25 protein-coding genes are annotated in these 21275 nt (G+C 60.7%); 23 read left to right on the forward strand and 2 right to left on the reverse strand.

Translation table 11 applies throughout. The features are described from left to right. Window positions 1-77 precede the first annotated feature (77 nt). The 12 genes from AC1DXW_RS06450 (at window position 78) to AC1DXW_RS06505 (ending at window position 10597) form a co-directional block, all read left to right on the forward strand. Complete coding sequence (locus tag AC1DXW_RS06450) at window positions 78-449, forward strand: chemotaxis response regulator CheY (protein ID WP_003183998.1); 372 nt, start codon at window positions 78-80, stop codon at window positions 447-449. Window positions 450-470: 21 nt separating this feature from the next. Further along, complete coding sequence (locus AC1DXW_RS06455) at window positions 471-1259, forward strand: protein phosphatase CheZ (RefSeq protein ID WP_477752425.1); 789 nt, start codon at window positions 471-473, stop codon at window positions 1257-1259. A gap of 53 nt (window positions 1260-1312) precedes the next feature. Continuing rightward, window positions 1313-3556: a chemotaxis protein CheA gene (locus AC1DXW_RS06460; RefSeq protein ID WP_477752426.1), complete on the forward strand. Its 2244-nt coding sequence runs from the start codon at window positions 1313-1315 to the stop codon at window positions 3554-3556. Between the two features lie 48 nt (window positions 3557-3604). Further along, window positions 3605-4735, forward strand: coding sequence for a protein-glutamate methylesterase/protein-glutamine glutaminase (locus tag AC1DXW_RS06465; RefSeq protein WP_477759851.1), 1131 nt, complete (start codon window positions 3605-3607; stop codon window positions 4733-4735). Beyond that, on the forward strand, window positions 4735-5475 hold the full coding sequence (locus AC1DXW_RS06470; RefSeq protein WP_085716992.1) for a flagellar motor protein: 741 nt from the start codon (window positions 4735-4737) through the stop codon (window positions 5473-5475). Before AC1DXW_RS06465 ends, AC1DXW_RS06470 begins: the two co-directional genes overlap by 1 nt. Window positions 5476-5487: 12 nt before the next feature. Continuing rightward, entirely contained in the window at window positions 5488-6378 is an 891-nt protein-coding gene (gene motD, locus AC1DXW_RS06475) for a flagellar motor protein MotD (RefSeq protein WP_477759852.1), read from the forward strand. A gap of 43 nt (window positions 6379-6421) precedes the next feature. Continuing rightward, on the forward strand, window positions 6422-7210 hold the full coding sequence (locus AC1DXW_RS06480; RefSeq protein WP_008000390.1) for a ParA family protein: 789 nt from the start codon (window positions 6422-6424) through the stop codon (window positions 7208-7210). A gap of 126 nt (window positions 7211-7336) precedes the next feature. Further along, the gene (locus tag AC1DXW_RS06485) at window positions 7337-8254 is read left to right on the forward strand and encodes a CheW domain-containing protein (protein ID WP_477752430.1); all 918 of its coding nucleotides are present in this window, start codon (window positions 7337-7339) and stop codon (window positions 8252-8254) included. Window positions 8255-8296: 42 nt separating this feature from the next. After that, window positions 8297-8782, forward strand: coding sequence for a chemotaxis protein CheW (locus tag AC1DXW_RS06490; RefSeq protein WP_007980742.1), 486 nt, complete (start codon window positions 8297-8299; stop codon window positions 8780-8782). Next, the gene (locus AC1DXW_RS06495; protein WP_477752431.1) at window positions 8783-9175 is read left to right on the forward strand and encodes a DUF2802 domain-containing protein; all 393 of its coding nucleotides are present in this window, start codon (window positions 8783-8785) and stop codon (window positions 9173-9175) included. It begins immediately after the preceding gene. A gap of 276 nt (window positions 9176-9451) precedes the next feature. Beyond that, window positions 9452-9943, forward strand: coding sequence for a hypothetical protein (locus tag AC1DXW_RS06500; protein ID WP_477752432.1), 492 nt, complete (start codon window positions 9452-9454; stop codon window positions 9941-9943). 420 nt (window positions 9944-10363) lie between these two features. Next, window positions 10364-10597, forward strand: coding sequence for a hypothetical protein (locus tag AC1DXW_RS06505; protein ID WP_477759853.1), 234 nt, complete (start codon window positions 10364-10366; stop codon window positions 10595-10597). A 128-nt stretch (window positions 10598-10725) separates the two neighbouring features. Here the strand turns inward: AC1DXW_RS06505 and AC1DXW_RS06510 are convergent, their stop codons facing one another. Continuing rightward, on the reverse strand, window positions 10726-11052 hold the full coding sequence (locus AC1DXW_RS06510) for an EscU/YscU/HrcU family type III secretion system export apparatus switch protein (protein ID WP_477752434.1): 327 nt from the start codon (window positions 11050-11052) through the stop codon (window positions 10726-10728). Then, entirely contained in the window at window positions 11049-12623 is a 1575-nt protein-coding gene (fliK, locus tag AC1DXW_RS06515) for a flagellar hook-length control protein FliK (protein WP_477752435.1), read from the reverse strand. Before fliK ends, AC1DXW_RS06510 begins: the two co-directional genes overlap by 4 nt. Window positions 12624-12821: 198 nt before the next feature. On the opposite strand from fliK, the gene ccmA reads away from it, so the two are divergent. The 11 genes from ccmA to AC1DXW_RS06570 all read left to right on the forward strand — a co-directional run. Then, a complete protein-coding gene (ccmA, locus tag AC1DXW_RS06520; RefSeq protein WP_477752436.1) occupies window positions 12822-13457 on the forward strand; it encodes a cytochrome c biogenesis heme-transporting ATPase CcmA in 636 nt (211 codons plus the stop codon). After that, window positions 13454-14122, forward strand: a complete 669-nt coding sequence (gene ccmB / locus AC1DXW_RS06525) for a heme exporter protein CcmB (protein WP_007980754.1) — start codon at window positions 13454-13456, stop codon at window positions 14120-14122. Before ccmA ends, ccmB begins: the two co-directional genes overlap by 4 nt. Window positions 14123-14212: 90 nt before the next feature. Beyond that, entirely contained in the window at window positions 14213-14968 is a 756-nt protein-coding gene (locus AC1DXW_RS06530; protein WP_007980756.1) for a heme ABC transporter permease, read from the forward strand. Further along, entirely contained in the window at window positions 14965-15141 is a 177-nt protein-coding gene (gene ccmD, locus AC1DXW_RS06535; protein ID WP_092271396.1) for a heme exporter protein CcmD, read from the forward strand. Before AC1DXW_RS06530 ends, ccmD begins: the two co-directional genes overlap by 4 nt. Next, window positions 15138-15593 carry a cytochrome c maturation protein CcmE gene (gene ccmE / locus AC1DXW_RS06540; protein ID WP_477752437.1) on the forward strand — a complete coding sequence of 152 codons (456 nt, stop codon included), beginning with the start codon at window positions 15138-15140 and terminating at the stop codon, window positions 15591-15593. Before ccmD ends, ccmE begins: the two co-directional genes overlap by 4 nt. A 3-nt stretch (window positions 15594-15596) precedes the next feature. Next, on the forward strand, window positions 15597-17585 hold the full coding sequence (locus tag AC1DXW_RS06545; protein WP_477759854.1) for a heme lyase CcmF/NrfE family subunit: 1989 nt from the start codon (window positions 15597-15599) through the stop codon (window positions 17583-17585). Beyond that, window positions 17582-18118, forward strand: a complete 537-nt coding sequence (locus tag AC1DXW_RS06550; RefSeq protein ID WP_477752439.1) for a DsbE family thiol:disulfide interchange protein — start codon at window positions 17582-17584, stop codon at window positions 18116-18118. The genes AC1DXW_RS06545 and AC1DXW_RS06550 overlap by 4 nt, the downstream gene beginning before the upstream one ends. Beyond that, window positions 18115-18588, forward strand: coding sequence for a cytochrome c-type biogenesis protein (locus AC1DXW_RS06555; RefSeq protein WP_477752440.1), 474 nt, complete (start codon window positions 18115-18117; stop codon window positions 18586-18588). The genes AC1DXW_RS06550 and AC1DXW_RS06555 overlap by 4 nt, the downstream gene beginning before the upstream one ends. Then, a complete protein-coding gene (gene ccmI / locus AC1DXW_RS06560) occupies window positions 18581-19783 on the forward strand; it encodes a c-type cytochrome biogenesis protein CcmI (RefSeq protein ID WP_477759855.1) in 1203 nt (400 codons plus the stop codon). Before AC1DXW_RS06555 ends, ccmI begins: the two co-directional genes overlap by 8 nt. Before the next feature lie 15 nt (window positions 19784-19798). Next, window positions 19799-20206 (forward strand): hypothetical protein, encoded by a 408-nt coding sequence (locus AC1DXW_RS06565; RefSeq protein WP_477752442.1) that lies wholly within the window; start codon window positions 19799-19801, stop codon window positions 20204-20206. Window positions 20207-21065: 859 nt separating this feature from the next. Then, on the forward strand, window positions 21066-21275 hold a 210-nt coding region (locus AC1DXW_RS06570; protein WP_477759856.1), incomplete at its 3' end, for a transposase.

Raw genomic sequence — 21275 nt, forward strand, 5'->3', positions numbered from 1 at the left:
TTGCCGGATTGATTGAAATGGCGCGTCCAGGTGCTGGGCGCGTTTAAGACTGCTTGGAGGTCGAATTGGACAAGAACATGAAAATCCTCATCGTTGATGACTTCTCAACGATGCGGCGGATCATCAAGAACCTGCTGCGTGACCTTGGGTTCACCAACACCGTCGAGGCCGACGATGGCACTACCGCCATTCCGGTGCTCAACAGCGGAAGCATCGACTTTCTGGTAACGGACTGGAACATGCCTGGCATGACCGGTATCGATCTGCTGCGCCACGTGCGTGCCGATGAAAAGCTCAAGCACCTGCCGGTGCTGATGGTGACCGCTGAAGCCAAGCGCGAGCAGATCATCGAAGCGGCCCAGGCCGGCGTTAACGGCTATGTGGTCAAACCCTTCACGGCCCAGGCGTTGAAAGAAAAAATCGAGAAGATTTTCGARCGCATCGGTTGATGAGTGCGCCACGGGGGAGCTATGGGCAATAACGAAACTTCATTGGGCGACTTTGAGTCGACCCTGAAAAAACACGCCGTCGAATTGGTCGAGAGCCTTGAAAAAGGCAAGTTCGGCGACGCGGTGCAATTGATCCATGAGCTCAACCAGACCCGTGACCGCGGCCTGTATCAGGAAGTGGGCAAGCTCACTCGCGAACTGCATAGCGCGATCGTCAATTTCCAGATTGACCCGCACATGCCGCAAGCCGAAGAAGTGTCCCAGATCACCGACGCCACCGAGCGTCTGGGCTATGTGGTCAAGCTGACCGAGGCTGCGGCCAACCGCACCATGGATCTGGTGGAAAGTGCCACGCCGCTGGTCAATGGCCTGGCGGATGAAGCCCAGGCCTTGAGCACGGACTGGGGACGCTTCATGCGTCGCGAAGTCGGCGCCGAAGAGTTTCGTGAACTGGCCCGCCGGGTCGACGGGTTCCTGACGCGCAGCGGCACGGACAATCGCGCAGTGTCGGGCAACCTCAACGACATCCTGCTCGCCCAGGATTACCAGGACCTCACAGGCCAGGTGATCAAGCGTGTGACCCAGTTGGTCACCGAAGTTGAAAGCAACCTGCTCAAGCTCGTGCTGATGGCCAGTCAGGTGGACCGCTTTGCGGGCATCGAACATGACCGTGAAGCGATGCTTGCTGAAAAAGATCCACAAAAACATCTCTCTCAGGGTGAAGGTCCGCAGATTCATGCCGATAAAAGAGAAGACGTTGTGTCCGGTCAGGACGATGTGGACGATTTGCTATCCAGCCTGGGATTCTAAATTTTAGAGTTTTAGGTTTTTTGGGTTTTTAGACCTGTAGGAGCACCCCCTTAATGAGCTTCGGCGCCGATGAAGAGATCCTTCAGGATTTCCTGGTTGAGGCCGGCGAGATTCTAGAGCAACTGTCCGAGCAACTGGTCGAGCTGGAAAGCCGTCCGGATGATGCGGATTTGCTCAATGCAATTTTTCGCGGTTTTCACACTGTAAAAGGGGGCGCCGGCTTCCTCCAGCTCAACGAGCTGGTGGAGTGCTGCCATATCGCCGAGAACGTGTTCGACATCCTGCGCAAGGGTGAGCGTCGCGTCGACTCGGAACTGATGGACGTGGTTCTCGAAGCGCTGGACGCGGTGAACAGCATGTTCAGCGAAGTCCGCGAACGCAGCCCGATCACGGCTGCGACACCTGAACTGCTCGCGGCGCTGGCCCGTCTGGCCGAGCCGCAATCGGCTGACGAGGTGGCTGCTGCACCTGTTGCCGCCGTGGTCGAAGCGTCTGTGGCTGAAAGCGAATCGGGCGATATCACCGACAATGAATTCGAACAACTGCTGGACTCGCTGAACGCCGTCAAGGCCCAGGCCGAGGCGCCGGCGGCTGTTTCTGCGCCGGTCAGCGATGAAATCACCGACGCCGAGTTCGAGTCGTTGCTCGATCAACTGCACGGCAAGGGCCAGTTCGCCGTTGACGCGGTGGTCCCGGCGCCAGCTGCGCCAGAGGCCCCGAAAGCGGCAGGCGACAGCTCCGATATTACTGACGAAGAATTCGAAGCACTGCTCGACCAACTGCACGGCAAGGGTAACTTCGCTGTCGATGCGCTCGAGTCGGCCATTGCTTCCGTGCCAGCACCTGCCGTGCCAGCCGCCGCAGCGGTCGGCAGCGATCTGATCAGCGATCACGAATTTGAATCGCTGCTCGATGAGTTGCACGGCAAAGGCAAGTTCAGCGAAGTCGGCAAGGCGACGGTTGCCAGCGGATCGAACACGTCCGTTGCCGCGCCGGCCGCGAAGGCTGCGGCGCCGAAACCGGTGACCAAGGCACCCGAACCAAAAGCTGAAACGCCGGCTGCTGCCGCTGCACCTGCTGCCGCCCGTGCTCCGGCCGCGCCACCGGCGGAAAAGCCGGCCAGTGAAGCCGAGACCACCGTACGCGTCGATACTGCGCGTCTCGACGAGATCATGAACATGGTCGGCGAGTTGGTGCTGGTGCGTAACCGCCTGGTCCGCCTGGGCCTCAACAGCGGCGACGAAGCCATGTCCAAGGCCGTGTCGAACCTCGACGTGGTCACGGCCGACCTGCAAACCGCGGTCATGAAGACCCGGATGCAGCCGATCAAGAAAGTCTTCGGGCGTTTCCCGCGCCTGGTTCGCGACCTGGCTCGCCAGCTCAAGAAAGAGATTAACCTGGAGCTGGTCGGCGAAGAAACCGACCTCGACAAGAACCTCGTCGAGGCCCTGGCCGATCCGTTGGTCCACTTGGTGCGCAACGCAGTCGACCACGGCATCGAATCGCCGGAAGAACGCGAAGCCTCGGGCAAGGCTCGTGGCGGCAAGGTCATCCTGGCGGCCGAGCAGGAAGGCGATCACATCCTGCTGTCGATTTCCGATGACGGCAAAGGCATGGACCCGAACGTCCTGCGTTCAATCGCGGTCAAGCGCGGTGTGATGGACAAGGATGCGGCGGACCGCCTGAGCGACACCGAATGCTACAACCTGATCTTCGCCCCGGGTTTCTCGACCAAGACCGAGATCTCCGACGTATCGGGTCGCGGTGTGGGCATGGACGTGGTGAAAACCAAGATTTCCCAGCTCAACGGCTCGATCAACATCTACTCGACCAAGGGCCAGGGTTCGAAGATCGTCATCAAGGTGCCGCTGACCCTGGCGATCATGCCGACGCTGATGGTCATGCTCGGCAACCAGGCATTCGCGTTCCCGCTGGTGAACGTCAACGAGATCTTCCACCTCGACCTGTCGACCACCAACGTTGTGGACGGCCAGGAAGTGGTGATCGTGCGGGACAAGGCACTGCCATTGTTCTATCTCAAACGCTGGCTGGTCAGCTCCGCCGCTCACGAAGAGCAGCGCGAAGGCCATGTGGTGATCCTTTCGGTGGGCACGCAGCGGATCGGCTTTGTCGTCGATCAACTGGTGGGCCAGGAAGAAGTGGTCATCAAGCCATTGGGCAAAATGCTCCAGGGAACGCCGGGCATGTCCGGCGCCACCATCACCGGTGACGGCCGCATCGCGCTGATTCTCGATGTTCCGAGCATGCTCAAGCGTTACGCCACACGGCGTATTTGATTCTGGTGGAGCGGGGCGCCTGGCCTCGCTCCAACTAATGGAGTGTTTATGGCAGTCAAAGTCCTGGTGGTGGACGATTCGGGGTTTTTCCGCCGCCGCGTCTCGGAAATTCTTTCAGCGGATTCCAATATCCAGGTCGTCGGCACGGCGACCAACGGCAAAGAGGCGATCGATCAGGCGCTGGCCCTCAAGCCCGACGTGATCACCATGGACTACGAGATGCCGATGATGGACGGCATCACCGCTGTGCGGCACATCATGCAACGCTGCCCGACCCCGGTCTTGATGTTCTCCTCGCTGACCCACGAAGGCGCCCGCGTCACCCTCGATGCGCTGGATGCCGGCGCGGTGGACTTCCTGCCGAAAAATTTCGAAGACATCTCGCGCAACCCCGAGAAGGTCAAGCAACTGCTGTGCGAGAAGATCCTCAGCATTGCGCGCAGCAATCGTCGAGTCAGCGCCTACAGCGCTCCGACGCCTGTCGCTGCACCAGCCCCGACGCCTGCGCCTTCCAGCGTTGGCAGTTTTGGCAGCAGCGCGCCCGTGCGTCCGGCACCGGCACCGATCCCTGCGCGTACGCATGCGGCCACTGCGTCGTCGCCCGCGCCGAAACGCAAAGCCTACAAACTGGTGGCCATCGGTACGTCCACCGGCGGCCCGGTTGCGCTGCAACGGGTGTTGACCCAATTGCCGGCCAGCTTCCCGGCCCCGATCGTGCTGGTCCAACACATGCCGGCCGCCTTCACCAAGGCCTTCGCCGAGCGCCTGGACAAGCTCTGCCGCATCAGCGTCAAGGAAGCCGAGGATGGCGACATCCTGCGGCCGGGCCTGGCGCTGCTGGCGCCGGGTGGCAAGCAGATGATGATCGACGGCCGTGGCGCGGTGAGAATCCTCCCGGGTGACGAGCGTCTGAATTACAAGCCGTGCGTGGACATCACCTTCGGTTCGGCAGCCAAGTCCTACGGCGACAAAGTTCTGGCGGTGGTCCTGACCGGCATGGGCGCCGACGGCCGTGAAGGCGCGCGCCTGCTCAAGCAGGGCGGCAGTTCGATCTGGGCACAGGACGAAGCCAGTTGCGTGATCTATGGCATGCCGATGGCCATCGTCAAGGCTGAACTCGCCGACGCGGTGTACAGCCTCGACGACATTGGCAAGCACCTGGTCGAGGCCTGCATCTGATGGATGTTCTAAGCCTGATCGGCATCATCATGGCCTTCGTCGCCATCATCGGCGGCAACTACCTTGAAGGCGGTCATCTTGGCGCCCTGGCCAACGGCCCGGCAGCGCTGATCGTGCTCGGCGGCACCATTGGCGCCGCGCTGCTGCAATCGCCGATGAGCGCCTTCAAGCGCGCCATGCAGATCCTTGCCTGGATCCTGTTCCCGCCCCGTGTCGACCTGGCCGGTGGCATCGACCGCGTAGTGAACTGGAGCCTGACCGCCCGCAAGGAAGGCCTGCTCGGCCTTGAAGGTATCGCCGACGCCGAGCCCGACAACTACGCGCGCAAAGGCCTGCAACTGCTGGTTGACGGTGCCGAGCCGGAGGCGATCCGCAGCATTCTGGAAGTGGATTTCTACACCCAGGAAAGCCGCGATGTCGAAGCGGCCAAGGTCTTCGAAAGCATGGGCGGCTATGCGCCGACCATCGGCATCATCGGTGCGGTGATGGGCTTGATTCACGTCATGGGCAACCTGGGCGATCCGTCGCAACTGGGTAACGGCATCGCCGTGGCCTTCGTCGCCACCATCTACGGCGTGGCCAGTGCCAACCTGGTGCTGCTGCCGATTGCCGCCAAACTCAAATCCATCGCGTTGCGCCAGTCGCGTTATCGCGAAATGCTGCTGGAAGGACTCCTGTCGATCGCCGAAGGTGAAAACCCTCGCTCCATTGAGTTGAAGCTGCAAGGCTTCATGGATTAAGGGAATAAGCTCATGGCACGTCGTCGCCAGCATGAAGAGCATGTAAACCACGAACGCTGGCTGGTGTCCTACGCGGACTTCATCACCTTGCTGTTCGCCTTTTTCGTGGTGATGTACTCGATCTCTTCGATCAACGAAGGCAAGTACAAGGTCATTTCCGAAGCGTTGATCGGCGTCTTTACCGATTCCGATCGTTCGCTCAAGCCCATCCCCATCGGTGACGAGCGGCCGAAGACCGTGACCCCGGCCAAGCCGCTGGTCAAGGACAGTGACCTGGTCGATGCCGGTGTCGCCGGCGCCAGCGATCCGCTCAAAAGCATCGCCGACGACATCAGTGCGGCGTTCGGTGACCTGATCAGCTCCAACCAGATGACCGTGCGCGGCAACGAGTTGTGGGTCGAGATCGAGCTCAATTCCAGCCTGTTGTTCGGCAGCGGCGACGCCATGCCCAGCAACATCGCGTTCAACATCATCGACAAGGTTGCGGCGATCCTGAAGCCATTCGACAACCCGATTCATGTCGAAGGCTTCACCGACGACCAACCGATCCGCACCGCGCAGTACCCGACCAACTGGGAACTGTCTTCGGCCCGCTCGGCCAGCATCGTGCGCATGCTGGCGATGCAGGGGGTGAACCCCGGTCGCCTGGCGTCGGTGGGCTACGGCGAGTTTCAGCCGATGGCCAACAATGCCACCGCTGAAGGCCGCGCCCGCAACCGTCGCGTGGTGCTGGTGGTGTCGCGCAACCTCGATGTGCGCCGCAGCCTGACCGGCACCGGAACCGCCCATGCGCAACCGGATGCCGCATTGAAGCGTGCTGGCACACAAACTGCACCGACCCCGGTCAAGTCGCCGGTACGAGAGAGCGCCGTCAATTCTCCGTCACCCGCATTAACACGTTGAGCTATTTCTCGGCCGATCCATTCGGCCGGGAGGAACAATCCGAATGAGAGTCTGGGCAGTCGCCAATCAAAAGGGTGGTGTTGGTAAAACCACTTCCTCCATCGCTTTAGCCGGTTTACTGGCGGAGGCGGGCAAGCGCGTGGTCGTGGTCGATCTCGACCCCCACGGCTCGATGACCAGCTACTTCGGCTACGATCCCGACGCCCTGGAGCACAGCAGCTACGACCTGTTCCTCCACAAGGGCAACGTGCCGCAAGGCCTGCCGGGTCAACTGCTGCTGTCGACCAGCGACGAACGCATCTCCCTGTTGCCCTCCAGCACCGCGCTGGCCACCCTTGAGCGCCAGTCGCCGGGGCAGAGTGGTTTGGGCCTGGTGATTGCCAAGAGCCTGGCGCAACTGTGGCAGGACTTCGATTACGCGGTGATCGACAGCCCGCCCTTGCTCGGCGTGCTGATGGTCAATGCCTTGGCGGCGAGCCAGCAACTGGTGATCCCGGTGCAGACCGAACACCTGGCGGTCAAGGGCCTTGAGCGCATGGTCAACACCCTGGCGATGATCAACCGCTCGCGCAAACAGGCGTTGCCGTTCACCATCGTGCCGACGCTGTTTGACCGAAGGACCCAGGCGTCCCTCGGCACGTTGCGCGTGCTGCGCGACAAATTCCCCGACGAAATCTGGCAAGGCTACATCCCGGTGGACACGCGCCTGCGCGATGCCAGTCGAGCGGGGCTGACGCCTTCGCAATTCGACGGCAAGAGCCGTGGCGTCCTCGCTTACCGTGCGTTGCTCAAGCATCTGCTGGCGGCACAACTTGTTCCGCAGGTGGCGTGACATGAGCCCAATTCCTGTAGGAGCGAGCTTGCTCGCGATGGTCGTCAACGATGACGCGGGAAACCTGACACCCCGTGGCGCTCTCAGGTTCATCGCGAGCATGCTCGCTCCTACAGGTGCGTGCTCATGAACCGGCCATTGAAGACCACTTCGCGCCCGCAACTGGCCTTGCAGTCCTACCTGGACAGCCTGCTGCAGGAAGTGACTGAAGAATTGACGCTGCCCGTAGAGGCAGTGGCCGAGGAGATCGCCGCCGAAGCCGTGCTCGACGAGTTCCAGGCAGCGGTGCTCGAAGAACAGGCCCGGGATGCCGCCGCGACTGTAACGGCCGCCCCGGCACGGGCATCGGTTGCGCCAGTGGTCAAGGCGGTTATCGAAGCGCCGGCACCCGTCATGGCGCCGGTCTCGACCATCGCGCCGTTGCTGCAGGTCCTGGTCCCTCCCCCGGTCGAGGTACAGCCCGCCGTCGTCGAGGTACAGCAGACGCTGGTTCCGCCCGTCGTCGAAGTGCACCTGCCACCGAGCAACACGCCGCCACCGGTCGAATCCGACGGTCGTCCGTCCTGGGCCGCCGAACCGTTCGAGTGCCTGCTGTTCGATGTCGCCGGATTGACCCTGGCAGTGCCACTGGTGTGCCTGGGGTCGATCTATTCCCTGGCCGGTCACGAGCTGACGCCGCTGTTCGGCCAACCCGAATGGTTCCTGGGCATCCTGCCGAGCCAGGCCGGCAACCTCAAGGTGCTCGATACCGCACGTTGGGTCATGCCCGACCGTTATCGCGACGATTTCAAGCAGGGTCTGCAATACGTCATTTCCGTCCAGGGCTACGAGTGGGGGCTGGCGGTGCATCAGGTCAGCCGCTCGTTGCGCCTGGATCCGAACGAAATCAAGTGGCGCAGTCACCGTGGTCAACGGCCATGGCTGGCGGGCACGGTGATTGAACACATGTGTGCGTTGCTCGACGTTTCCGCGCTGGCCGAGTTGATCGCCAGCGGCGGCGCAAAGCACATGGACGGCCACAAGCCGACCCACAAAACTACATAACGGAACAACACCGCCAGGGCGGTTTCTTGAGGGGATCAGGGTATGAATGACAAGGCGACGGCGGCAAAGGGTTCCGAAGATCCGATCCTGCAATGGGTCACCTTCAAGCTGGACAACGAGACCTACGGCATTAACGTGATGCGCGTCCAGGAAGTCCTGCGTTACACCGAAATCGCCCCGGTCCCGGGTGCCCCGAGCTACGTGCTGGGCATCATCAACCTGCGCGGCAACGTCGTTACCGTGATCGACACCCGCCAGCGCTTCGGCCTGATGAATGCCGAGATCAGCGACAACACCCGTATCGTCATCATCGAAGCCGACAAGCAGGTGGTCGGGATAATGGTCGACAGCGTGGCCGAAGTGGTTTACCTGCGTCAGTCGGAAATCGAAACCGCGCCGAACGTGGGTAACGAAGAGTCCGCCAAGTTCATTCAAGGCGTGTGCAACAAGAACAACGAATTGCTCATCCTCGTCGAGCTCGACAAGATGATGAGCGAAGAAGAATGGTCGGAACTGGAGAGTATCTGATTGATTCTCGAGGTTGCGGTCATTGTCCTGTTCCTGTTTTGGGCAGGTACGCTGGCAATGTTCCTGGCGTACATTCGCGGTCAAGAGCAGATCGCCGCACAACAGACCCAAGGCGATGCGCTGCGCGATCAGCGCATCAAGGACCTGGGCAAACGCGTCGACGATTACCAGAACGGCAACGTGCGCATGGGTGAAGACTTGCATGAGCTTCGCGCGGTGGTCGGGCCGTTGCCAGACAAACTGGCACAGTTGGAACAACGCGATCCTTCAAGCCTGTCGTTTGCTCAGGCAGCGCGGTTAGTCGGAATGGGCGCCAGCGTCAACGAACTGACCCAGTCCTGCGGCTTGACCCAGGCGGAGGCGGAGTTGATGAGTAAGCTTCACAAGAACTGAGTTTTGCGATCTGGCTGATGTCGCTTTCGCTGGCAAGCCAGCTCCTACAGGTTCACGCCGATACCGAACTGTAGGAGCTGGCTTACCAGCGAAGGCGTCCTCGAAATTTCAGTAGTCTTCCCCAGGATCCGACGCATTCCTCTCTATCCTCAGACGGGTACTACTCCGTCGTAGCCTCCTGCCTATCGCTTTTTCAGATCCCGCTATCTTGTGATTGCAACCCGCCATCAGTAGGTTGAGCATCTTGTTCAAACCTATTCAGTGCCAGGAAGGCTTATGCTCGACATTTTGCGCGGTACACCGCTGTGGGTTCATGCGGTTTTTCTGATCCTGACTTATTACGGTGTCATTGCCTGCTTCAAGAATCAGGTGTCGAAAAGGGCATTGCAGATATCGCCCGTGATATTCGTGACCCTGTCCCTGGCTTCGCTGAATCTCTCCCAAGGTGTAGTCATTCCACTCTCGGCCTATGTAATCGGGTTATTGGCGGGATGGTTGCAGGCACTGCGCTTTTTCTCGTACAGCAATGTGCAGCGCGAGGGGGAACATCTGGTTCTGCCTGGCACAATCAAGGTACTGATGGTGTATTGGGGCTTCTTTGCATGGCGTTACTACCTTGGCTGTCAGGCAGCGATGTATCCGGAAATGGCCAATGAATTACCGATGACGGCATGGTCGGCACTGGGGGCTGGCCTTATCAATGGATTGATTGTCGGTCGCAGTCTCAAGCTTTTGCGCTTTTTTGTAGGAGCTGGCGTAAGTGTATAGCCAACACACGTTCATATGACCGACGGTGTGTGGTTCTGCTCGTCGACTGCATCCAGTATTTGCCGTACCCGATCTGTAACAGACATGTCCCCTCAAGCTTCAAGGCAGCACAAGTAAGCACAGGCAGCCATTCCTGATGCCTGGCCAAGCTCCGTTCGGGAACGCCTCCCTCATCATACTGAACTGCCCAAGCCAGAAACTCCGGCTTTGCTTGACCGGAGCGTTTTATCTCTCGACGTTTCAGTCTCTCTGACGTTCGATATCTTCGTTTTAACCCAATATTTTGAAGCGCTTTTACAGATGGCGATACATATATTCAGTATTTAATCGGCTCAGAGGAGTGTTCAATAAGCGTATCCCGTTCTAATGTAGGGAATGACTTAAATTTTTCGGCCTCGGCCTTATGTAAAGGAGATTCAGATGAGCAGTGTTCGTGACCGTACAACTGGTTCCATAATAGAGTTTGATCCTGAGTCAATGTATGGGTTCGTAACAATATCAAGCATTGCTGGTAAAAAGGCGCGATTTCGACAACAACAATATAATAGTCTGGGTTGGCCGGAAGTTGGAGTTCGGGTTTCTTACGTTCTTAATCAAATTGGAGCAGGAGAAGATCCTCTCTACACTGCTGAAAATCTTCTTCGACTCCCCTGAGTGACAGCCACCCGTTGACGGATGGACTGATGGGCGGAGTGTGATAATCGCAGGCGGGTATAGACAGGATTTTATGAGGGTTATCTGATCAAAACGTTGCCGTGACAGATATCGATAGGATGGTGCTTTCATTCTGATGTTGTAGTGGTGATATCACGCTCCATCTTCGGCGCCTCCGGATCCTGCCCCGCCGGAAACTTCCCCTTCAAATTCCACGCAAACGCAATGATCTCGGCAATCGTCCGATACAGCTCCTGCGGAATGCTGTCCCCCAGTTCCATCCGCGCCAGCAATCTCACCAGTTCGGCGTTTTCGTAGATCGGCACTTCGCAGTCGCGGGCAATGCGCAGGATTTCTTCCGCCAGCGCTTCGTCGCCCTTGGCGGTGAGGGTCGGGGCGTGGGTGCCGTCGTATTTGAGGGCGATGGCCTGTCGTGGGGCGTTGGGGTTTTTCATGCGGTTTCGTCGACCCAGCGTTGTTCGAGGCGGGTTTGCGGGCCTTGGGGTGGTGTGCCGAGGTGGCAATCGAGGTCGCCGACGTTCAGGCCGGCGGACAGCAAACGGTCACGCAGCCCGGCGAGATTGCTTTCGATCAGGCTGGCGGTGTACGGCCGTTCGGCCCAGAGCTGGCTGGAGAGGCTGCCCTTGATCAGTTGCGCCTGGATTTGCAGCGGCCCCAGAGGTTCCATGACGAAGGCCAGTTCCACACGCCACAGCTGTTGCTTGGGTTCGCGTTCTTCGCGACGCTCCTTAGGCTGTTCGTTTTCGGGTGAGTCTTCACGCTGGAACTTGACCTGCAAGGGCACGATGTCTTGCATGCTGCGCATCGGGATTTCCAGCTGCCAGGTGCTCATCAGCCGCCCGTCGGCGGTTACGCCGGTCTGTTCCAGGCTCGACAGTTGATGGCTTTGCAGGCGTGAAACTGCGGCGGCGGCCAGGCGCAGCAGGTGTTCGAGGTCGTTTTCACCGTCGGAGCCTTGCAACAGGCGCTCGGGCAGCGGGAAACCGCTCGGCGACGGTTTGGCACTGACCTGGCCGAGCATGCCCAGGGCATTGCGGACAAAATTCGGCATGGCCTGGGCCAGGGTATTGGCGGCGATGATCGCGCCGAGGCTGGTGTTGGCCGGCAAGCCCTGACTCAGTTGCGCGACCAGTTTGAGCAAATCGCCTTTCATGTCCGGCGTTAGCGTCGGGTTTTGCCCGCTCAGCAGTTTGCTTTCGAGGAAAGCGCCGCTGCCGGCCAGCGCCAGCGCCAGGCCCTTGGCGGTGCTCAATTGCTGGACATCCGGCAGGCCGGCGAGCAGGCGGGCGGCGGCACTGCGCAGTTCGGCGGAGGTCTGGTCCGAGGCGGGAAGGTTCTGCAGCAGCTTGAGCAAGCCATCCAGCGAACCCTGGCGGCTTTGCTGATCGACCAGTTGCCGGGTCACCGCCAGTTGTTCCTGGCGGCTGCTCAGTGGCACGAATTTCACGGTCTGGGCGTCCTGCACCTGAGCGCTCAACAAGGTACCGATGCGCAAGGGCTGCGGACTGTCGATGTTCAGGGTGCTGCCGCTCAGTGCGGTATTGAGCAAGCTCACCATCGAGCGAAACACCATGGGCTGGCCGGGTACCTGCGGCAGCACTTGCGAGGTCAGCACTTTGCCCTGCAACAGAGTGCCGACGGGCAGTTGCGCGGTGTCGAGGCGGGTGAGGGTGGCGACGTTGGAGGCAATGGCCTGTTGTACCGTCACGGCCAGGCTGCCGGCCGAGGGCTGGGTGACGACCAGCGTGGTGCCCTGGGCCAGTGGTTGATTACTGGTGGTCTGGACCGTAGTCTGGCGGCCGCTGTCGAGGGTGACTTTGAGCAGCATCTGGAAAGTCTGATCCACCTGCTTGAGCGACAAGACTTCAGCCTGGGCGGTTTGACCGACGCTGATCAGCCCCTCCACCGGCGTCAGCAACTTGAGCAACTCACCGCTGACCACCGGCGGGCGTGACGTCGCCGGGAGGGATTGCGGTAGTGGGAGGATGTTCATTTCGCCTGTCATACGCGGTCACAACCTGAGGAAAATCCACTCTTTGGAGTAAGGTATGGCATGTATAATGCCGCGCCGTTGTATCCAAAAATGGCAAAACTTTGCAATTGTTTGACGCAGCTCTCTAGAACAAGACGTCATTGCATCTATGCTGCATCTCTTTAACGGCCGCGCCAGAGCCGACTTGAACCGTATAAGGCCCGTGAACCCTTGACCAGTCCTGTCCTGCAAACCGTTGCCCTTGCCTGTGAGCGAGACCTTCGGCTGCTCTTCGAAAATCTCGATTTGAGACTGGCCAGTGGCGAAATGGTGCAAATCAGCGGCCCCAACGGCAGCGGCAAGACCAGCCTGTTGCGCCTGCTCTCGGGGCTGATGCAGCCGACCGCCGGTCAGGTGCTGCTCAACGGCCAGCCGCTGAACGAACAACGCGGAGAGCTGGCGCGCAGCCTGCTGTGGATCGGCCATGCTGCCGGGATCAAGGACTTGCTGACGCCGGAAGAGAACCTGAGCTGGCTGTGTGCCTTGCACCATCCGGCGACTCATGCGGCGATCTGGCAGGCACTGGCCGCGGTCGGGCTGCGTGGATTCGAGGATGTGCCTTGCCACACCCTGTCCGCTGGTCAGCAGCGCCGCGTCGCCTTGGCGCGCCTGTATCTGGACAGTCCGCCGCTATGGATCCTCGATGAACCCTTTACCGCCCTCGACAAGCAGGGCGTGGCACAGCTTGAATCTCATCTGGCCGGCCACTGCGAACGTGGCGGCATGGTGGTGTTGACCACTCATCACACGCTGAGCCGGATGCCGGCCGGTTATCGCGACATCGATCTGGGGAGCTGGGCCGTATGAGTGTTTTCGGCCTGTTGGTCGCCCGCGAAGCTCGTCTGCTATTCCGCCGTCCGGCGGAGCTGGCCAATCCGCTGGTGTTCTTTGCCATCGTCGTTTCCCTGTTCCCGTTGGCGGTCGGTCCCGAGTCTCAATTGTTGCAAACCTTGTCTCCGGGGCTGGTCTGGGTCGCGGCACTTTTATCGGTCCTGCTCTCGCTGGACGGGCTYTTCCGCAGTGATTTCGARGATGGATCGCTCGAGCAGTGGGTCCTTTCGCCGCACCCCCTGGCTCTTCTGGTTTTGGCCAAGGTGCTGGCACACTGGGCTTTTTCCGGCCTGGCACTGGTTTTGCTGGCGCCCTTGCTGGCGCTGATGCTCGGTTTGCCTGCCGCCTGTCTGCCAGTGTTGCTGCTTTCGTTGCTGCTCGGTACACCAGTACTGAGCCTGCTCGGTGCGGTGGGCGCGGCGCTGACGGTCGGTTTGAAGCGCGGTGGCCTGTTACTGGCACTGCTGATTCTGCCACTGTACATCCCGGTATTGATCCTTGGCAGTGGCGCCTTGCAGGCTGCCTTGCAGGGGATGCCGGCGACCGGTTATCTCCTGTGGCTTGGCAGCCTGACCGCCCTGGCGATAACCCTGACACCTTTTGCAATAGCCGCTGGCCTGAAGATCAGCGTCGGCGAATAATAATGAGGCCTGATCAAAATTTGATCACTTTTTTTGAAGAAAGGCAGACCCTGGCTCTTCACAGTAAAGAGCAACCGTGATGGAAACAGTATGAATTGGACGTGGTTTCACAAGCTCGGCTCGCCCAAATGGTTTTACGGCATCAGCGGCAAAATGTTGCCCTGGCTGAGCGTCGCGGCGTTGCTGCTGATCAGTGTTGGCGTGGTCTGGGGCCTGGCCTTCGCGCCGCCGGACTATCAGCAGGGCAATAGCTTTCGCATCATCTACATCCACGTCCCGGCCGCCATGCTGGCCCAGTCCATCTACGTGATGCTGGCCGTGTGCGGTATCGTCGGCCTCGTGTGGAAGATGAAACTGGCCGACGTCGCCTTGCAATGCGCGGCGCCTATCGGCGCGTGGATGACCGCGGTGGCGCTGGTCACCGGGGCGATCTGGGGCAAACCGACCTGGGGCTCGTGGTGGGTCTGGGATGCACGCCTTACGTCTATGCTTATCCTGCTGTTCCTGTACTTCGGTCTCATTGCGCTGGGCAACGCCATCAGCAATCGTGACAGCGCGGCCAAGGCCTGCGCGGTGCTGGCGATTGTCGGTGTGATCAACATCCCGATCATCAAATACTCGGTGGAGTGGTGGAACACCCTGCACCAGGGCGCGACCTTCACCCTCACCGAAAAACCGGCGATGCCTGCCGAGATGTGGCTGCCATTGCTGCTGACGGCGCTGGGTTTCTACTGTTTCTTCGGCGCGGTCCTGTTACTGCGCATGCGCCTTGAAGTGCTCAAGCGCGAAGCCCGGGCCAGTTGGGTCAAAGCCGAAGTGGAAAACAGCCTGGAGGTCGCTCGATGAGTTTTGCTTCATTCGGCGACTTCATCGCCATGGGTCATCATGGCCTGTATGTCTGGTCAGCCTATGGCATCTGCCTGGCGGTGTTGGTCCTCAACGTGGCGGCGCCGATCCTGGCCCGCAAGCGGTATCTGCAACAAGAGGCGCGTCGTTTGCGCCGGGAGAACGGCAAGTGAATCCGCTGCGCAAAAAGCGTCTTATCATCATTTTCGCGATCCTGGTCGGGGTCGGCGCTGCCGTCGGCCTGGCCCTGAGCGCCCTGCAGCAGAACATCAATCTGTTCTACACACCGACCCAGATCGCCAACGGTGAAGCCCCACAAGACACGCGCATTCGTGCCGGCGGCATGGTCGAGAAGGGCTCGCTGGAGCGTTCCAGTGATTCCCTGGACGTGAAGTTCGTCGTCACCGACTTCAACAAATCCGTGACCATCACTTATCGCGGCATCCTGCCGGACCTGTTCCGCGAAGGGCAGGGCATCGTCGCTCTGGGCAAGCTCAATGCCGATGGCGTGGTGGTGGCCGATGAAGTGCTGGCCAAGCACGATGAGAAGTACATGCCGCCGGAAGTGACCAAGGCGTTGAAAGACAGCGGTCAATCGGCTCCAACGCCCGCGAAGGAGGGTTGATCCATGACATCCGGCATCTTTATTCCCGAGCTTGGCCACCTGGCGATGATCCTGGCCCTGTGCTTCGCCCTGGCTCAGGCCGTGGTGCCGCTGTTCGGTGCCTGGCGCGGTGACCGCCTGTGGATGAGCCTGGCCCAGCCGGCCGCTTGGGGGCAATTCACCTTTCTGCTGTTCGCCTTCGGTTGCCTGACCTACGCCTTCATGGTCGATGACTTCTCCGTGGCCTACGTGGCCAACAACTCCAACAGCGCGTTGCCGTGGTACTACAAGTTCAGCGCCGTGTGGGGTGCCCACGAAGGTTCCTTGTTGTTGTGGGCCTTGATTCTCGGCGGCTGGACCTTCGCGGTGTCGGTATTCTCCCGGCAGTTGCCACAGGTCATGCTGGCCCGCGTGCTGGCGGTGATGGGCATGATCAGCACCGGTTTCCTGCTGTTCCTTATCATGACCTCCAACCCGTTCAAGCGCATCCTGCCGCAAGTGCCCAGCGACGGTGCCGACCTCAACCCCTTGCTGCAAGACATCGGCCTGATCGTTCACCCGCCGATGCTGTACATGGGCTACGTCGGTTTCTCGGTGGCCTTCGCCTTCGCCATCGCCGCGCTGATGGGCGGTCGCCTGGATGCCGCGTGGGCGCGTTGGTCGCGTCCGTGGACCATTGTTGCCTGGGCGTTCCTCGGCATCGGCATCACCCTCGGTTCTTGGTGGGCGTACTACGAGCTCGGCTGGGGCGGCTGGTGGTTCTGGGACCCGGTGGAAAACGCCTCGTTCATGCCATGGCTGGTGGGCACTGCACTGATTCACTCGTTGGCGGTCACGGAAAAGCGTGGCGTGTTCAAGAGCTGGACCGTGTTGTTGGCCATCGCCGCATTCTCCTTGAGTCTGCTCGGTACTTTCCTCGTGCGTTCCGGCGTGCTGACCTCGGTGCACGCCTTTGCCTCCGATCCGGAGCGCGGCGTGTTCATCCTGATTTTCCTGCTGTTCGTGGTCGGTGGTTCGTTGACGCTGTTCGCCCTGCGCGCGCCGGTGGTCAAGAGCCAGGTCGGCTTCAACCTCTGGTCCCGGGAAACCTTGCTGCTGGGCAACAACCTGGTGCTGGTAGTCGCGGCCTCGATGATCCTGCTCGGTACCTTGTACCCGCTGATTCTGGACGCCATGACCGGCGCCAAGCTGTCCGTCGGCCCGCCGTACTTCAACGCGCTGTTCATTCCGTTGATGGCGTTGCTGATGATGGTGATGGCGGTCGGCGTGATCGTGCGCTGGAAAGACACCCCGGTGAAATGGCTGGTGAGCATGCTCACCCCGGTCTTGCTCGGCAGCGCCGCGCTGGCAGTAGTGGCCGGCGTCGCCTACGGCGATTTCAACTGGGCGGTGCTCGCAACCTTCATGCTCGCTGCCTGGGTGCTGTTGGCCGGTGTGCGAGACATCTTCGACAAGACCCGCCACAAAGGGCTGATCAAGGGCCTGCCAACCCTGACCCGCAGTTACTGGGGCATGCAGGTTGCGCACCTGGGCATTGCCGTGTGTGCGCTGGGTGTCGTGCTGTCGAGCCAGAACAGTGCCGAGCGCGACCTGCGCCTGGCGCCGGGCGAGTCCATGGACCTGGCCGGTTATCACTTCATCTTCGAAGGTGCCAAGCACTTCGAAGGCCCGAACTTCACGTCCGACAAGGGCACCGTCCGGGTGATCCGCAACGGCAAGGAAGTCAGCGTGCTGCACCCGGAAAAACGCCTGTACACCGTGCAGAACTCGGTGATGACCGAAGCGGGCATCGACGCCGGATTCACCCGCGACCTCTACGTCGCCCTCGGTGAACCCTTGGGTAACGGCGCCTGGGCTGTGCGCGTGCACGTCAAACCGTTCGTGCGCTGGATCTGGTTCGGTGGTTTGCTGACAGGTTTCGGTGGATTGCTGGCGGCGCTGGATCGGCGTTATCGGGTCAAGGTCAAAAGCCGCGTGCGCGAAGCACTGGGCATGTCGGGAGCCACTGCATGAAGCGTTGGTTGATGTTGTTGCCACTGGCGATTTTTCTGGTGGTTGCTGTATTCCTTTACCGTGGGTTGTACCTGGATCCGGCCGAGCTGCCCTCGGCCATGATCAACAAGCCGTTCCCGGAGTTTTCCCTGCCGACGGTGCAGGGCGACAAGGCCCTGACCAAGGCTGACATTCTGGGCAAACCGGCGCTGGTCAACGTCTGGGGCACCTGGTGCATTTCCTGCCGGGTCGAGCACCCGGTGTTGAACAAGCTGGCCCAGCAAGGCGTGGTGATCTACGGCATCAACTACAAGGACGTCAACGCCGATGCCTTGAAGTGGCTGACGGACTTCCACAACCCGTATGTACTGGACATTCGTGACGACCAAGGCTCACTGGGCCTGAATCTCGGCGTGTATGGCGCACCGGAAACCTTCTTCATCGACGCCAAGGGCATCATCCGCGACAAGTTTGTCGGCGTGATCGACGAGCAGGTCTGGCGCGAAAAACTGGCGGCCAAGTACCAGGCGCTGGTCGACGAGGCCAAGCCATGAAGCGCTGGATCGCTGCCATTGTCCTGGGCTTGAGCCTGGCGGGCGTGGCCCACGCGGCCATCGACACCTACGAGTTCGCCAAGGAAGGAGATCGCGAGCGTTTCCGCGAGCTGACCAAGGAGCTGCGTTGCCCCAAGTGCCAGAATCAGGACATCGCCGATTCCAACGCACCGATTGCCGCCGACCTGCGCAAAGAGATTTTTCGCATGCTGGGCGAGGGCAAGGACAACCAGCAGATCATCGACTTCATGGTCGATCGCTACGGTGATTTCGTCCGCTACAAGCCTGCGCTGAACGCCAAGACCGCCTTGCTCTGGTTCGGCCCCGCCGGCCTGCTGCTGGGCGGTGTGGTGATCATCGCGGTGATCGTCCGCCGTCGTCGCGTGCAACGCGCCAGCACCCCGGGCTCGCTTTCTGCCGAGGAGCGCTCGCGCCTCGACCACCTGTTGGATAAAACCAAGAATGATTGATTTCTGGCTCGCTGCAGGTCTGCTGCTTCTGGTGGCCCTGAGTTTTCTGTTGATCCCGGTGCTGCGCAGTCGTCGTGCCCAGCGCGAAGAGGATCGTACCGCCCTGAACGTCGCGCTGTATCAGGAGCGCGTGGCTGAGTTGCAGACTCAGCAGGAAGAGGGCGTGCTCGATGCGGCGCAAATGGACGCCGGTCGCGCGGAAGCTGCCCGTGAATTGCTGGCGGACACCGAGGGCGTCGAAGCGCCGCAGGTCTCGCGCCTGGGCAAACCCTTGCCATTGCTGGCGGCCGTTCTGGTGCCGGTGCTGGGCCTGGGGCTGTACATGCATTACGGCGCCAGCGACAAGGTTGAGCTGACCCGCGAGTTCGCCCAGGCGCCGCAGACGATGGAAGAGATGACCAAACGACTGGAGCGCGCGGTTGCCGCACAACCGGATTCCGCCGAAGGCACGTACTTCCTCGGTCGCACCTACATGGCTCAGGATCGCCCGGCGGACGCGGCGAAGATGTTCGAACGCACGGTGAACCTGGCCGGCCGCCAGCCCGAGCTGCTCGGCCAATGGGCCCAGGCCCAGTACTTCGCCGATGACAAGAAGTGGTCGGACAAGGTCCAGGCCCTGACCGACGAAGCGCTCAAGACCGATCCGAAAGAAGTCACCAGCCTTGGCCTGCTCGGTATTGCCGCGTTTGAAAGCGAGCGTTATCAGGACGCCATCGATTACTGGAATCGCCTGTTGGCGCAGTTGCCGCCGCAAGACAAGTCTCGCGAGGCGCTGCAAGGCGGGATTGCCCGGGCCACGGAGAAGCTGGTGGCCAGTGGCGGCAAGGTTGCGCAGGCACCGGCGGCCAAGGCCTCGGCGTTGCTCAAGGTCAGCGTCGATCTGGCAGCGGACCTCAAGACCAAGGTCCAGCCTGGCGACAGCGTGTTCATCTTCGCCCGTGCGATCTCCGGTCCTCCGGCCCCGCTGGCGGTCAAGCGCATGACGGTGGCCGACCTGCCGGTGACCGTCGAACTGGGCGATGCCGACGCGATGATGCCGCAATTGAAACTGTCGAACTTCCCTGAAGTCCAACTGGTTGCGCGCATTTCCCGCGCCGGCAAACCGACCGCCGGCGAATGGATCGGTCGCAGCCAGCCCCTGGCCAGCAGCACCACTGCGCCGCAAACACTGACCATCGACAGCCCGGACAAATAACAGGAAAACGCAATCATGACCGCATTCGCTCGTATCACCCTGCTCAGCGTCGTTATGGGGTTAAGCGCTTGTGCGGTCCAGCAACCACCGGAACAACAGGCACCACCACCGTTCCCGCCGTCGCAGCCCAGCCCTACGCCATCGACTTCGCCTGTACCGAGCAAGCCGAGCATCCCGGCCAAACCCTCCAAGCCGTTGCCACGCACTTCTGCGAGCTTCGCGCCACCACCCGGGGGCAACAGCCATTGGGATCCGAAGCTTGGGGTGTATGTGCTCGATGATCAGCCCAATACCTTTTATCGCCAGCGTACCTATTACCGTTGGGATAACGGCTGGAGCCGGTCGATCAGTCCGAAGGGGCCGTGGGAGGAGACGGATATTCACGGTGTACCGGGTGGCCTGGGGCGGCAATTCGGGCAGTAACGCACTAAGGCGACTTTCGGGTCGCCTTTTTTGTGCCTGCTGAATAATCCGGTTCAACCCCCAATCCCTGTAGGAGCTGGTTTGCCAGCGAAGGCGGCCTGACAGCCGGCCTGTCTTTTGTTGACAGTGTGCATATCCGTTTCTGCGGTAACGGCGGCTGGCGGTTTCGCCCTTACGGCGAGTCCCTTTTGGCAAACGCCCCAAAAGGAACCAAAAGGTCTCGCCCCGAACGTACGGCCCCTCGCTAAGGCTCGGGGTTCCTTCGCTCCGGTATTCATCCGGGGGCATTGCCCTCCGGTCGGCTKCGCTTCGACCTACATGCAATGAGTTCGACTGCGTCGAACGGCGCTGCGCGCCCATCCCCGGATGAACRCCTCCACTCAGCCTCCCGAGGGGGCGGGTGGATCAAGATCAAGAGCTGCAGGCGAGCTAACGCTCGGCCTGTTGAGTGGTGAGGAGCGTGGGTGTACGCCGGTCTGCCTTTGCTCTTCTGTAGGAGCGAGCCTGCTCGCGAAGGCGGCCTGACAGCCGACCTGATTTCGCGGATGTATCACTCCGTAGGAGCTGCCGAAGGCTGCGATCTTTTGATCTTGCTTGTAAAAAATAAGGCCAAAAGATCGCAGCCTCGTTGCACTCGACAGCTCCTACAGGGAAACACGCACGCATCAGAACCAGGCCGGCCGGTAGGCCGCCTCGGGCGCTGTTGCGGTACACGCCCCCTCGTGAGGCCGAGTGGAGGTTCTGCGCAGTGGGCAACCCGGCATGGATGCCGGGTTAGCCGCCGCCGGCCCAGAGTGTGTAAAAACTCCAAAGCAAACCCTTGCTATGATTGCCCCGGATTTCATCGCAAGGGTTGCCCATGAAACGCTTCATTCAAGGTGAACACCGAGGTCAAAGGACCCTGCTCCCCGAGAGCCTGGACGATTACGTCAGCGAGACTAATCCGGTGCGTGTTGTCGATGTCTTCGTTGATGAACTTGACCTGATCACCTTGGGTTTTGAAAGTGCTATCCCTGCTGAAACTGGCCGACCTGCCTACCATCCGACAGTCATGCTGAAGATCTACATC

Source organism: Pseudomonas sp. P4_C4 (assembly GCF_056402055.1).

Excerpts from the sequence above, each read along its gene's own strand:
- AC1DXW_RS06455 (WP_477752425.1), top strand. The coding sequence starts at position 471 with ATGGGCAATAACGAAACTTCATTGGGCGACTTTGAGTCGACCCTGAAA.
- AC1DXW_RS06485 (WP_477752430.1), top strand. The coding sequence starts at position 7,337 with ATGAACCGGCCATTGAAGACCACTTCGCGCCCGCAACTGGCCTTGCAG.
- AC1DXW_RS06545 (WP_477759854.1), top strand. The coding sequence starts at position 15,597 with ATGACATCCGGCATCTTTATTCCCGAGCTTGGCCACCTGGCGATGATC.
- AC1DXW_RS06500 (WP_477752432.1), top strand. The coding sequence starts at position 9,452 with ATGCTCGACATTTTGCGCGGTACACCGCTGTGGGTTCATGCGGTTTTT.
- AC1DXW_RS06550 (WP_477752439.1), top strand. The coding sequence starts at position 17,582 with ATGAAGCGTTGGTTGATGTTGTTGCCACTGGCGATTTTTCTGGTGGTT.
- motD (WP_477759852.1), top strand. The coding sequence starts at position 5,488 with ATGGCACGTCGTCGCCAGCATGAAGAGCATGTAAACCACGAACGCTGG.
- AC1DXW_RS06555 (WP_477752440.1), top strand. The coding sequence starts at position 18,115 with ATGAAGCGCTGGATCGCTGCCATTGTCCTGGGCTTGAGCCTGGCGGGC.
- AC1DXW_RS06480 (WP_008000390.1), top strand. The coding sequence starts at position 6,422 with ATGAGAGTCTGGGCAGTCGCCAATCAAAAGGGTGGTGTTGGTAAAACC.
- AC1DXW_RS06565 (WP_477752442.1), top strand. The coding sequence starts at position 19,799 with ATGACCGCATTCGCTCGTATCACCCTGCTCAGCGTCGTTATGGGGTTA.
- AC1DXW_RS06460 (WP_477752426.1), top strand. The coding sequence starts at position 1,313 with ATGAGCTTCGGCGCCGATGAAGAGATCCTTCAGGATTTCCTGGTTGAG.
- fliK (WP_477752435.1), bottom strand. The coding sequence starts at position 12,623 with ATGACAGGCGAAATGAACATCCTCCCACTACCGCAATCCCTCCCGGCG.
- AC1DXW_RS06465 (WP_477759851.1), top strand. The coding sequence starts at position 3,605 with ATGGCAGTCAAAGTCCTGGTGGTGGACGATTCGGGGTTTTTCCGCCGC.
- AC1DXW_RS06510 (WP_477752434.1), bottom strand. The coding sequence starts at position 11,052 with ATGAAAAACCCCAACGCCCCACGACAGGCCATCGCCCTCAAATACGAC.
- AC1DXW_RS06470 (WP_085716992.1), top strand. The coding sequence starts at position 4,735 with ATGGATGTTCTAAGCCTGATCGGCATCATCATGGCCTTCGTCGCCATC.
- AC1DXW_RS06530 (WP_007980756.1), top strand. The coding sequence starts at position 14,213 with ATGAATTGGACGTGGTTTCACAAGCTCGGCTCGCCCAAATGGTTTTAC.
- ccmD (WP_092271396.1), top strand. The coding sequence starts at position 14,965 with ATGAGTTTTGCTTCATTCGGCGACTTCATCGCCATGGGTCATCATGGC.
- AC1DXW_RS06505 (WP_477759853.1), top strand. The coding sequence starts at position 10,364 with ATGAGCAGTGTTCGTGACCGTACAACTGGTTCCATAATAGAGTTTGAT.
- ccmI (WP_477759855.1), top strand. The coding sequence starts at position 18,581 with ATGATTGATTTCTGGCTCGCTGCAGGTCTGCTGCTTCTGGTGGCCCTG.
- AC1DXW_RS06490 (WP_007980742.1), top strand. The coding sequence starts at position 8,297 with ATGAATGACAAGGCGACGGCGGCAAAGGGTTCCGAAGATCCGATCCTG.